12 protein-coding genes and 2 pseudogenes are annotated in these 11787 nt (G+C 70.1%); 8 read left to right on the forward strand and 6 right to left on the reverse strand.

The annotated features are described in order from the left end of the window. Nucleotides 1–31 precede the first annotated feature (31 nt). Both AC0666_RS31325 and AC0666_RS31330 read right to left on the reverse strand, forming a co-directional pair. The gene (locus AC0666_RS31325; protein ID WP_468974305.1) at nucleotides 32–307 is read right to left on the reverse strand and encodes an early set domain-containing protein; all 276 of its coding nucleotides are present in this window, start codon (nucleotides 305–307) and stop codon (nucleotides 32–34) included. A gap of 483 nt (nucleotides 308–790) precedes the next feature. Then, entirely contained in the window at nucleotides 791–1318 is a 528-nt protein-coding gene (locus AC0666_RS31330; protein WP_478708860.1) for a DMT family transporter, read from the reverse strand. Nucleotides 1319–1536: 218 nt separating this feature from the next. Here AC0666_RS31330 and AC0666_RS31335 point away from each other — a divergent pair. Beyond that, nucleotides 1537–1704 (forward strand): annotated as a pseudogene (locus AC0666_RS31335) (GNAT family N-acetyltransferase); the annotation flags it as partial. 357 nt (nucleotides 1705–2061) lie between these two features. Here AC0666_RS31335 and AC0666_RS31340 read toward each other — a convergent pair. From AC0666_RS31340 to AC0666_RS31350, 3 genes are all read right to left on the reverse strand, one after another. Continuing rightward, nucleotides 2062–4791, reverse strand: coding sequence for a PKD domain-containing protein (locus tag AC0666_RS31340; protein ID WP_478708861.1), 2730 nt, complete (start codon nucleotides 4789–4791; stop codon nucleotides 2062–2064). Between the two features lie 298 nt (nucleotides 4792–5089). Beyond that, a complete protein-coding gene (locus AC0666_RS31345) occupies nucleotides 5090–5392 on the reverse strand; it encodes a hypothetical protein (protein WP_468974311.1) in 303 nt (100 codons plus the stop codon). A 42-nt stretch (nucleotides 5393–5434) separates the two neighbouring features. Next, nucleotides 5435–5740 (reverse strand): hypothetical protein, encoded by a 306-nt coding sequence (locus tag AC0666_RS31350; protein ID WP_478708862.1) that lies wholly within the window; start codon nucleotides 5738–5740, stop codon nucleotides 5435–5437. A 218-nt stretch (nucleotides 5741–5958) separates the two neighbouring features. On the opposite strand from AC0666_RS31350, the gene AC0666_RS31355 reads away from it, so the two are divergent. Together AC0666_RS31355 and AC0666_RS31360 are read left to right on the forward strand one after the other, a co-directional pair. Further along, nucleotides 5959–6102: a hypothetical protein gene (locus AC0666_RS31355; protein WP_478708863.1), complete on the forward strand. Its 144-nt coding sequence runs from the start codon at nucleotides 5959–5961 to the stop codon at nucleotides 6100–6102. A gap of 10 nt (nucleotides 6103–6112) precedes the next feature. Continuing rightward, a pseudogene (locus AC0666_RS31360) lies at nucleotides 6113–6223 on the forward strand (AraC family transcriptional regulator); the annotation flags it as partial. Between the two features lie 20 nt (nucleotides 6224–6243). Here the strand turns inward: AC0666_RS31360 and AC0666_RS31365 are convergent. Further along, the gene (locus AC0666_RS31365) at nucleotides 6244–7128 is read right to left on the reverse strand and encodes a LysR family transcriptional regulator (RefSeq protein ID WP_478708864.1); all 885 of its coding nucleotides are present in this window, start codon (nucleotides 7126–7128) and stop codon (nucleotides 6244–6246) included. A gap of 128 nt (nucleotides 7129–7256) precedes the next feature. Here AC0666_RS31365 and AC0666_RS31370 point away from each other — a divergent pair, with 128 nt between their 5' ends. The 5 genes from AC0666_RS31370 (at nucleotide 7257) to AC0666_RS31390 (ending at nucleotide 11732) form a co-directional block, all read left to right on the forward strand. Further along, on the forward strand, nucleotides 7257–8156 hold the full coding sequence (locus tag AC0666_RS31370; RefSeq protein WP_478708865.1) for an SDR family NAD(P)-dependent oxidoreductase: 900 nt from the start codon (nucleotides 7257–7259) through the stop codon (nucleotides 8154–8156). A 34-nt stretch (nucleotides 8157–8190) separates the two neighbouring features. Continuing rightward, nucleotides 8191–8595, forward strand: a complete 405-nt coding sequence (locus AC0666_RS31375) for a nuclear transport factor 2 family protein (protein ID WP_468974325.1) — start codon at nucleotides 8191–8193, stop codon at nucleotides 8593–8595. 2 nt (nucleotides 8596–8597) lie between these two features. Next, complete coding sequence (locus AC0666_RS31380; protein WP_478708866.1) at nucleotides 8598–9971, forward strand: glycosyltransferase; 1374 nt, start codon at nucleotides 8598–8600, stop codon at nucleotides 9969–9971. A gap of 65 nt (nucleotides 9972–10036) precedes the next feature. Next, the gene (locus tag AC0666_RS31385) at nucleotides 10037–10909 is read left to right on the forward strand and encodes an NAD-dependent epimerase/dehydratase family protein (RefSeq protein WP_478708867.1); all 873 of its coding nucleotides are present in this window, start codon (nucleotides 10037–10039) and stop codon (nucleotides 10907–10909) included. Next, on the forward strand, nucleotides 10902–11732 hold the full coding sequence (locus AC0666_RS31390; protein ID WP_478708868.1) for an MBL fold metallo-hydrolase: 831 nt from the start codon (nucleotides 10902–10904) through the stop codon (nucleotides 11730–11732). The genes AC0666_RS31385 and AC0666_RS31390 overlap by 8 nt, the downstream gene beginning before the upstream one ends. The last annotated feature ends 55 nt before the right edge of the window (nucleotides 11733–11787 follow it).

Raw genomic sequence — 11787 nt, forward strand, 5'->3', positions numbered from 1 at the left:
ACCTGTACCACGTGCGATCTGTCCGGCGAGGTCAGGTGTGGACCAGGCAGTTGCGACCGTCGTGGTTGTCGGGGCGTTCGTCATCGAACCAGTGGCCTTCCGCCGCGAGATAACGGAAGGAGTGGACACTGTCGACCGGCAGGGTGACGGTGACCGCGCGCATGCCATCGTCCCGGGGAAAAAGGGTGTCGAAGCAGGGCTGCCAGTCGTTGAAATCGCCGACTACGCTGACCGGGCCGGGCGGGGTGGCGGCGGGCAGGACGAAAGTAACCTCGGTGCGGTTCTTGAACTTTTTGAGTTCGAGCATCGGGACTCCTTCACGAGGGATGGTTGTCCTACCATCCGGCGCCGGGGGCCGGATGTGGCGGAGGAGGCCGCAGCCACGTGCAGGCTTCACCCACTCGGTGGGGCTCAGCACACCCGTCCTACCCGGCATCTTCCGCAGGGCCCACGTTGCAGCCGCGCAAAGCGTGGAATCAGCAGTCTGCGCGAAAACCGCCGTCGTCTTCATCCCCGGCGTAGGGGCCGGGTGGCCTCGGTCAGCGCTCAGCCGGGGGCTGCGGTCGGCCCCTCACCGAGCCGGGGTACACGTCCGACACCCCTCATCCAGGCGGAGCCGTTGGAAGCGCACAGGGTGGGTGGCGGTAGACGCCGCCTGGGTCGACTGCGGTGTCGCTCCGAGCGAGAGGCTCGCCGGATACCGGGCGGGGAGGTGCTTGTCCCTTGTCGCGTCCACCCGCTCCCTTGTCGCGTCCACCCGCGCGCTTGGGCCGGCCGAGGAAGACTCCGATCAGGATCGCGGCCATTCCGCACAGTTGCTGGGGGTCAGCACTTCTCCGGCGACGGCGGTGCCGAGCAGCACGCCGGTTACGGGATTGAGCAGCCCGATCAGTCCGACCGTCCCCGCGGGCAGGTGCCGCAGCCCGGTGAACCAGGCGGCGAAGGCAAGCGCGGTGGCGATCAGGGCGACGTAGCCGAACGCCAGGAGCGGCGGTGTGGAGAGGATGGGCGGAGGGCCCTCCACGGCCGCGGCGACCGGGAGGAGGAACAGGCCTCCGGCGGTGAGCTGCCAGGTGGTGGAGGCGAGGACGTCGGCGCCGGCACTCCACCGTTTGGTCAGGATGTGGCCGAAGGCCGATACCAGCATGGCGGCGGTCGAGGCGAGGACACCGGGCACGCTCGCCCCTTCCGTCCCGGTGAGGAGCATGAGGCACACCCCGCCCAGTCCGATTGCGGCGCCGCACAGGCCGACGGTCCGGGGCAGTTCGGCCGCCAGCGGCCAGGCGATGAGCATCATCGTCAGCGGGGACACCGCCATGACCGTTGAGGCGACGTTCGTCTCGGAAGCAACTGGGATGCGCCGTAGACGAGGACGAAGAAGACACTCATGTTGAGCAGCCCGAGACCGACCCGCAGTGATCACCACCGAACGCCTCGCTGCGCCCACTCACCGAAACCGACGTCGACTAGTGGGTACGGCTCCACGCCGACGAAGAGGTCAAACGGTTCGTCGGCGGATACACCCGGCAGCAAGCCACAGCGCGCCTGCACGACATACAGCAGCAGTGGACGCAGCGTGGTCACGGACTGTGCGCGGTGCAACTGCGCCGCACCGGTGAAACAATCGGACGTTGCGGCCTGCACTGGTGGGAGCATTACGGCGAGACCGAGATCGGCTGGACGTTCGCCCGGAACGACGGGTGAGGACCGTTCCCTACTCGTCAACCAGGGGGTGGTTCAGTGGGTCGCTGCCTCGTCGACCCTGGGGCGTGCCCGTCGTGTGGCCCGGTCGGTGTCTCGCCGCAGGGTGGGCGGGCCTGGGGGCGGGCCGGGAGGTCGCTGGGGCCGTCGGGTCGGTGGGCGGCCGGTTCCGGGGCGATGCCGTTCACGGCGCCGGTCGCCAGCTCGCGGCCGCAGATCGTACGGACGACCAGCGGCACAGGTGGGCTGGCCGATGGACGGGCCAGCGTGCCGCAGTAACCACAGCACCGCCGCCCTGGACCCCGCAGGTCGTGTAGGGGGGTCGGGGCGGCGGTGCTGTGTTGGGTGGGTCCCGGTGGTTTACGAGTTGGTGAAGTAGCCGAGAAGGTCGGTGATGACGTGGTTGCTGCCGCCCCAGCTGTTGAAGATGCTGACCTTGCCTGACCCGAGCGGGGTGGTCACGTGGTTGGGGACGGTGACGTCGGGCAGCGTGTTGAGGCTGCTGGCGCCGGGGAGTGTGCCGCCGAAGGCGTAGGCCGTCAGGAAGCCCGGGCCGGTGGTGTCGGTTGCGGTGACGTTCAGGACCGCGCCCAGCGCGTTCGTCGGCAGGCCGGAGACCGTCGTCGTGGCGCCCGGGGCGAGCTTGCCCGTGGTGCGGGTGTCAGCGAGACGCTTCGGGACGGCCGGGTGGAAGAGGGCCTTGCCGTCTTTTCCGTAGTAGCCCACCGCATCCAGCACGAGATGCGTGGAACCGGAGTTGGTGAAGAGAGTGATCGTGCCGTCCGGGCCGACCGGCACGATGGCCTGGTTCGACTTGTCCTTGCCCGGCTCCACGTTCAGGTTCGAGGTGGCGGTCCGCTTGGCCGGGTCGGGGTAGACGATGACGTGCGCGTTCTCCGTGGCGCCGGTCCCGGTGAGGTTGAGGGCGACGGCGGTGGCGTCGGCGGGGATGCCGTTGACGCCGGCGACCTTGACGGTGCGGGGCTTGCCCCCGGACAGCGCGCCGCCGGTGGCGCGGGTGTCGAGCAGCCGGGCCGGGGCGAGCGGGGTGAACCGCTGCCCGAGGTTCGGCTGGTAGTACCCCACGAAGTCCACGATGATCGATGCCCAGCCGGAGTTGAGCTGCATCACGGTTCCGTCGTAGCCGCCGACGGGGACAGTGACGGTGTTGGAGGTTGTGCGGCCGGCGAGGACGTTGACGTTCGAGGTCGCGGGACGGTCCTGCCCCTCGGGCCAGACGGTGAGGTGGGTGTCCTCAGTAGCACCGGTGACGGTCACGTTGAGGACGACCGCGGACATGCCGCCCGAGAGCGGGAACTCCGGCCGGTTGAGCCCGATGGGCAACTGCATCGAGAGGGGGACGCCACCCGGCATGGAGGGGGTGGATTTGCGGCTGTCGTAGAACCGGAACGGCTCGGTTGCCACGTACCCGGACGCCGCGTAGTCGGCCTTGAACGTCTGGCTGGAGGTGGCCGTGGTGCCCTTGGAGTCCTGGAGGGTGAGGGTCACCTTGTAGTCACCGGGTGTCCGGTAGGTGTGCGTGACCTGGGACAGGTCGGAGAGCTGCTTGATGGTTCCGTCACCGAAGTCCACATCCACGCGGCTCAGCGGCCACGGAGCCGCGGTGGCCGATGGGTCGACCCGGGTGGTCAGCGGGGAGATGCGCTCGGCCGGGTTGCCCGAGGAGGGCAGGACCTGCGCGGCGGTGAAAGCCGCACTCAGCGCACCGGCCGCGGTCACCTTGACCGGCTGCTCGGCGAAGACCTTCTTCCCGGCGGCGTTGGACGCGGTCACCTTGACCACGCACGCGCACGGAGAGCTGTAGATGTGCGAGGCGACTGCCTCGGCCGCCTCGCCCTGCCGGGTGACGACCGGGGCGCTCCCGTCGCCGAAGTCCACGCTGTACGACATGGCGGTGGGCCAGCGGCTGTTCGACGAGGCCTTCACCTCCACCTTGGTGCCCACCGGGGCCCACGGCTGGTCGACCGACATGGTGACCCCGCTCAGGCGGTCGTGGCCCTCGTAGGCACCGCGGTCGAGGAATCCGCCGTCCTTGCCGGTGTTGGCCACGTTGGGGTCGTCGATCGGGCCGTAGCCTTCGAAGTCGGGGGAGGCCAGCGCGCCCGGCGCCGTTGCGTCGGCGGAGTCGACGAGGGCGGCGTTACGGTCCGCCGGGTTCACGAAATCGTGCAGACCTTGCCCGGTCGCCGCCCGGAACTCCGAGAGCGTCTTGTAGTCGGTGGCCGCCCAGTTATAGGGAGCCGCCGCGACATCGGGCTGATGCATGAGAACGTTGTAGTCGGCGCGGGTGCCGGCCGCCGCACTCTGCTCCACCAGGAGACCGTGGCGCGCTGCTGCGGGCGTCGCGCAGGAGGCCTGGGAACTCTCGGTGTAAACCACGTTGTTGAAGACCGATGAATCGGTGGAACCTCCGCTGACCGAGATGCCCACACCGCAGTAGGTGATGACGGTGTTGTTGGCCAGGGCCGTGCCGGCGGCGTCCGCTACGGCGACCGCAGGCCGGGAACTGCTGTTGCGGAGGCTGTTGCGGTTAAGGACCGTGCGCTGGGCGCCGGCCCCGATCTGCGCATCGATGATGTAGCTCCGGCTGACACGTACGTCCGCGCTTCCCGTACCGATCACGAGCGCGCCCGGGAACTCGGACGACTCCATCGTGATGTCGCTGGAACGCTCGACCTTGGTGCCACGCAACGTCCTGATCCCACGGAACACCAGGTGCGAGGCGCCGTCGACGGTCAGGAGGTTGACCAGTACCGCCTTCGAACTGCTGCCGGCCTCGGTGGTGAAAGTGATCGGCTTGCCCGGCTCTCCAGAGCGGTCGATCGTGACGGCTCCGGCGTAGCTGCCTGCCGCAATGCGCACCGTCTGGCCCGGCGTGGCCGCCTTGGCCGCCGGCTGGATCGAGCAAAACGGGGCGTTCTGCGTTCCGGTGCCGGTATCGGAGCAGTTGGCGTTCGCGCCGTTGTTCACGAACAGGTCAGTTGGAGGCTCGGCGGCGGAAATCGCCGGTATGCCGAGGACGGTGACGAGGCCCGCAGTGAGCAGGACCGTCGCACGAGTAGGACGCACCAGCAGTATTCCTTCGAAGCCAGGGGCTGCGTGGATTTCGGCGCGGCGCTGCATGATGCTGACGCCGAATGGCCCGTTCCCCTCAAGGAGGTCAGGCGCCGGATGAATCCACAGAGACGCTGATCATGATCCCTCATCGGACAGCCGTTGTCACCAGAAATTGAACACGCTCAACATCATTGCAGCAAAGCACTCGGGGCCGACGCCGGCCCGGCCTTCACGGAAACGTGGGCAGAACCCCGCATTCCGCGCTCAGTCGCAACGGGGCGACTGACGCCTGCCCGCCGCGCAGGGCGCGCTAATCACAGGTGTGGAACGTGCACAAGCGCAGATCGACGACCTCTGATAGCTGCAAAATCTGCTCCTTGAGCCTGGCCCGGCTCTGCTCTTCTGCGAAGGCCTCGGGTATCCCCACGCTGAGTACACCAGTCCTACGCTCATAGACATCGACCCGCGTGGCGCCGAAGACTCGCAGCCGTTCCGTGCGCTGATGGAAGTCCCTGTTGAAGTCCCGATCGCGAACCCGGGCGCTGAAGTCCAGTGTTGCGTTGCACCACGGTGGCGGTTCGTTCTCCGGGTTCGGCGGCTGGAGGTAGAACACTGACACGACCGTCGCAGCCACGATGGGCGCGGTCACGGCCAGCTATGCGCCCGGGCGGTTGTCGGCCGCCGCGAAGGCCGAGACGAGCAGTAACAGGGCCGCGGGAATGAACAGGAACATGCCGATGGCGGCGCCGATTATCGCCCAGGCGAGCAGGCCCACCCCGACGACGAGACAAGCTCGGGCGAACAACTTCGGCTGCTCTCGGATCAGGAGCGGGACTGCGACCGCAGCCGCGCTGATGATGAAGAAGGCGGCCAGGTAGCGGCCCATCACGAGCCCGAGGACCGCCGCCACGCCTGCCGCCACGACCGCCGCCAACGCCCACCCCCATTGCCAGGCAGACACCCTCTGAGTTTCCCCCACCACAATCCCCCCACTTGAACGCGTTCAATTGAACGCGTTCAAGATATATCTGGTCAGGGTGGCCTTGCAAGGCGCTCAGCGGAGGCGACTCTCACGCCCTGGCCGAGGCTTTGGTCGATGTCCTGTGGTTCGTCGAGGGCAGCGAAGACGAGCAGATGGATCCGGACGACGCCGTCTAGGTCATCGAGGGTGTCGCCCACATGGTCAGCAAGCTGTCAGGCGACCAGCGGAACGAGTTGATCGAACTGCTCGGAACCATGGCCGAAGCCGAGTCCGACCCGGCACGGCGCGCGTTCTTGGAAGGGTTCCCAGAAGGCTTCGGCCTCGTTGAGGATGGGATCTGACCTGTGCTTCATCGCCCGCCGGGTCGGTTACGCGAGCGCGGCCGTGCTGCGCGAACAGTTCGTACGGCGCCGGGGAGTCCCGCCCCGCTCCTACCGCCGCTCCTTCACCAGCACGCCGTAGCGACCAGGTGCCCGCGCAGGTCAGAAGTTCAGGACGCCGAGGTCGCGGACTGTCTGGGCGAGGGCCCGGATGAGGTCGTTCTCGGCGTCGCTGCGCCACACCAGGGCGTAGGGAATCGTCCCCATCTCGGGGACGGGGACGAAGCGCACATGCGACATGGACCAGTAACGGGTGACGTGCGAGGGGAAGGGGTGGACGATCTCACCGGTGCCGACGAGGTGGATCAGCTCGTCGGCGTTGGTGACCTGTTCGATTCGCTCGATCGGCTTCCCCCGGGCAGTGTGGAACGACAGGTAGCCGTCTTCCCAGTAGTCGGGCATGTCGGGTGGCATGGCATGGGCGAAGTCGCCCAGGGCCTCGAAAGGGACGGAGTGCCGTTCGGCGAGTTCGTGGCCGGCGGCGACGGCCAGGACGCGGGGATCGCGGAAGAGGATCGGGCCGACGGTGAGATCGGGTTCGTCCACCGGCAGCCAGGTGAGGAAGACGTCCATGTCGCCCTCGCGCAGCCGGGCGAACGGGTCGACGTAGGGTGCCCGGCGCAGCTGCAGTTCCCACTGGGGGTGGCGGGAGCGGAAGGTCTCCCAGTAGGGGTACATGTCGGACACGTTGAACGGCATCATGCCGACGCGCAGGCGTGCGGTCTTGCCGCGGGTGGCCAGCCGGGCGCGTTCGAGGCTGTCGCGCAGGTTCGCGTAGACCGGCCGGAGGTCGGCACGCAGCTGCCGGCCGAGCGGGGTCAGACGGATCTGGCGGCGGTTGGAGCGGTCGAACAACAGACCGCCCAACTGCCGCTCCTGACGACTGATCACCTGACTGACGCGCGCCTGCGTGAGGTGCAGCCGGGCGGCTGCCCTGCCGAAGTGCAGTTCCTCTGCCAGCGTCAGGAAGATCTCGATGTCGCGCACTTCCACGTGTTGCCGACCCCCGTCATAAGCCTGAGTTATCGGATCCTACTGATCTTCGACGTTGATGGGCGCGGCGGGGAGTCGGAAGATCGACAGCGACACCACGTCTTCGGACAGGAGTACCGCACATGCACGCCCCAGCCGAAACCACCAGCCGCGTCTGGTTCATCACCGGCGCCAGCCGGGGCCTCGGCCGCGCCTTCGCCGAGGCGGCGCTGACGGCCGGCGACCGGGTCGCGGTCGCCGCCCGCACCGTGGCCCCGCTGGAGGCACTCGCGGCCGCTTATCCCGCGCGGGTGCTGCCCCTCGGGGTCGACGTCACCGACCGCGACGCGGTGTTCGCCGCCGTCGCCGAGGCGGTGGGCCACTTCGGGCGGCTCGACATCGTCGTCAACAATGCCGGCATGCTGTCGATGGGCATGGTCGAGGAGTTCACCGAGGCCGAGGCGCGCGCCCAACTGGACGTCAACTTCTTCGGCGCTCTGTGGGTCTGCCAGGCCGTCATGCCGGTCCTGCGCGAGCAGGGCTCCGGCCACCTCGTACAGGTCTCCAGCATCGCCGCCCTGGGCGGCTTCCCCAGCACCGGGCTCTACAGCGCCAGCAAGTTCGCCCTGGAAGGCCTCAGCGAAGCCCTCGCCATGGAGGCTGCCGCCTTCGGGGCCAAGGTGAGCATCCTCCAGCCCGGCGGCTACTGGACCGGCCTCTACACCGCCATGCACAGCACCAGCCCGTTGGAGGCGTACGCGCCGCTGCGGGAGCAGCTGGCCGCACAGTTCGCCGAAGGCTCGGTCGACAGCGACCCGAAGCTCGCCGCAGCCGCGCTGCTCAAGCTGGTCGACAGCGACGAGCCGCCGCTGCGCCTCCTCCTCGGGAACATGGTCTACGACCTCGCGTTCGACATCGCCCGCACGCGCATGACCACCTGGGCGGCATGGGAGCACGTCAGCCGCGCCGCGGAACACGCGATCCCCGCCCCGGCCGCCGCGGTCGAGGACGCGGCGGCCGGCTCTCGGCAGGGAAACCGGTGACAGACCGACCGTTCTGCTCCTGAGGGGTTGCCACATGATGTTCCGTACCACGGCCGAGGTCGTGCACCGCTTCCACCGCGCCTTCCTCGACCATGACGGCTCGTCACTCGCCGAGCTGATCGCCGACGACTGCGTGATGGAGGCGAGGGAGCCGGCACCCGACGGGGCCCGCTACGAAGGGCGCGCCGAGTGCCTGGAATTCTGCCGGTCACTGGCCGAGGACCGCGCGGGTCGGTTCGAGCCGGAGGCCGTCGTCGTCACCGGTGAGCGGGCGACGGTCCGCTGGCGGTACCGCTTCGGCGACGGACCGGCCGACTCGGTCCGCGGCGTCAGTCTCGTGCTGGTACGCGACGGTTTGATCGTCGAGTCCCTCGGCTACGTCAAGACCCCGGCCGCGTCGGCCGGGGCCGGGATCCACGGAGAGCGAAGGAAGTCCTGAACATGCGGGTGTTGTCGGTGGCATACGGTTCACGCGGGGACGTGGAGCCGATGCTCGGACTCGGGGCGGCTCTGCGAGCGCGCGGCGCGCAGCTACAGGTGTGCGCCCCACCGGACTTCGCGGAGCTGCTGGAAGGCGTCGGCCTCCCGCTGACGCCGCTCGGCCGGCCGCTGCGCGCGATGGCGACCCGGGCGGTGACCGGGACGGCGAAGGCACCGGCGGCGAGCCTGCCCGAGCGCGCGGCCCGGATGGTCGCCGAGACGTACGACTCGGTCGCCGCGATGGCCGGCGGCTGCGACGCCGTTGTGGCGACCGGCCTGATCCCGGCGGCGGCCGCCGCGCGGGCGGTGGCCGAGAAGCTGGCCGTTCCCTACGTGTTCGTCTCCTACTTCCCGACCTATCTGCCCTCACCGCACCACCCGCCGCTCGCGTGGCCGGGTCGACCGCTCCCGCCGGAGGTGACCGACAACCGGGTGCTGTGGGAGCTGAACCGCGAGGACATGAACGCGCTGTTCGGCGAGGGGATCAACACTCACCGGGCGTCGATCGGCCTGCCACCGGTGGACGACGTCCGGGAGCACGTCCTCACCGGCCGCCCGTGGCTGGCGGCGGACCCGGCCCTGAGCCCGTGGCCGCGGTCGGCGAACCTCGACGTGGTGCAGACCGGCGCGTGGATCCGACAGGACGACCGCCCGCTCCCGGCCGCTCTGGAGGCGTTCCTGGACGCCGGCACACCACCGGTGTACGTGGGCTTCGGGAGCATGCCCGTCCGCGACGCGCAGGACGCCGCCCGGGCCGCCGTCGAAGCGGTCCGCGGGCAGGGCCACCGCGTGCTCCTCTCCCGCGGCTGGGCCGGCCTGGCGCTGACCGAAGACCGGGGCGACTGCTTCGCCGTCGGCGAGATCAACCAGCAGGCACTCTTCGCCCGGGTTGCCGCCGTCGTGCACCACGGGGGCGCGGGCACCACGACGGCGGCTGCCCGGGCCGGCGCGCCACAGGTGGTGGTACCGCAGATGGCGGACCAGCCGTACTGGGCGAACCGGGTGGCCCAGCTGGGCATCGGCGCAGCACACGACGGACCGACCCTGACCCGCGAGTCCCTGTCGGCCGCGCTCGAGACGGCCCTCACCCCCGGCGTCCGCGCCCGGGCGGCCGCGGTGGCGGCCACGATCTGCACCGACGGGGCGACGGTGGCCGCGGAGCTGCTGTGCGACACGGTCGGCCGGGAACGGCCCACGGCGCCCGTGCACCACCTTTCGCCAGGCCTATGGCCTGCCCCCGGCGAGTACCGGCACCGCGCGCTCGACCCCGGCTCTGCCCGCGGAGTCGAACGATCCTGCACGCTGCGGCGACCGTCGCCGAACGGGCACGCCTAGATTCTGTTGCCGCCGGTGAGGCGGGAGCACCGCTTCAACTACTGGACAAGTGAAAGGGATTGACTGTGAAAGTACTCGTGCTGGGTTCCACCGGCTACATCGGGTCGGCCGTGGTGCGGCGGCTCACGGCGGAGGACCACCAGGTGGTCCACCTCGTGAAGGACAAGGACCGGCTGCCGGCCGGAGCGCCGGGGCTGCTGGGCGACCTGGCCGACCCGGCCTCGCTGCGGGCCGCCGTCACCGATGACATCGACGCCGTGGTCAACCTCGCCACGCCGACCGGCGCGGAGGCGGTGGACGCGGCGGCCGTGGACGCGCTGACCGAGCGGCTGCGCGGCTCCGGACGGGCCTTCGTGTACACCAGCGGCGTCTGGGTGCTCGGCGCCACCGGTGACGCGCCGGTCGACGAGGACGCGCCGACGAACGCCATCGCCATCGTCGGCTACCGACCGCGGATCGAGCAGCGGGCGCTGGCCACCGGCGGGGACGACGTGCGAGCCGTCGTCGTGCGACCCGGCATCGTGTACGGCCGCGGCGGTGGCATTCCCGGCCTGATGACCGACTGGGCGCGCGAGCACGGCGCCGGCCGGTACGTCGGCTCTGCGGCGACCCGCTGGCCGATGGTCCACGTGGACGACCTCGCCGAACTCTTCGTGCTGGCGGTGACCAAAGCCGATGCGGGCAGGGTGCTGCACGGGGTGGCGCACGAGGCGGTGCCGGTCGCGGCGCTGGCAGCGGCCGCCGACATCGCCGCGGGCGGCAGCGGCCGGGCCGAGCCCTGGCCGCTGGAGCAAGCCGCCGAGGCCGTGGGCGGCCCGTTCGCCGAGGCCCTCGGCCTGAACCAGGTGGTGTCCGGGCAGCGCGCCGTCACCGAGCTGGGCTGGCGGCCCAGCCGCCCGTACGTCCTGACCGAGCTGGCCGGGGGCGACCGTGGCTGACCTCGCCGGTACGACGCTGCCCGTCTGCCGCACCTGCGGCACCCAGTACGCCGTCCCGCGCCCCGACTGCCCGGTCTGCCTGGACGAGCGCCAGTACGTCGGACGCGACGGCCAGCAGTGGACCAGCCTCGCCGAGTTGCGCGCCGACGGTCACCGGGGCCGCTTCGAGGAACAGGGCCCGGACGTCCTCGGCATCGGCTGCACGCCCGAGTTCGCCATCGGCCAGCGCGCCCTGCTGCTGCGAACGGCCGCCGGCAACGTGCTGTGGGACTGCGTGCCCTACCTCGACGACGCGGTGGTCCGCGAGATACGGAAGCTCGGCGGCATCACCGCGATCGCCATCAGCCACCCGCACTTCTACTCCGCCATGGTCGACTGGGCGCACGCCTTCGACGCCCCCGTGTACCTGCACGAGGCGGACCGCCGCTGGGTCGGCCGCCCCGACCCCGCCCTGCACTTCTGGAGCGGGCGGACCCACCGGCTGACCGACGAGCTGACGCTGATCAACCCGGGCGTCCACTTCCCGGGCAGCACGGTCATGCACTGGAACGCCGGCCAGGGCGCACTGTTCACCGGCGACATCGTCAACGTCGGCCCCGACTGCCGCTGGGTCAGCATCATGTACAGCTACGCCAACCACGTCCCCGAGCGCCCCGACGCCGTCCGCGCCGCCGGTGAACTGCTCGCCGGCTACCGCTTCGATCGGATCTACGGCGCCTGGTGGGACCGCGTCGTCACCGCCGACGGCAACGAGGTCCTCGCCCGGTCGGTCGACCGCTACCTGCGCTTCGAACAGGGACTTCCGGCGGAGAGCAGCTCGTGATCACCTCCGGACACGCCCACCACGGCCCCGGTCTCCACGACACGGTCACCACCAG

This window comes from Streptomyces sp. NPDC043680 (assembly GCF_056436685.1).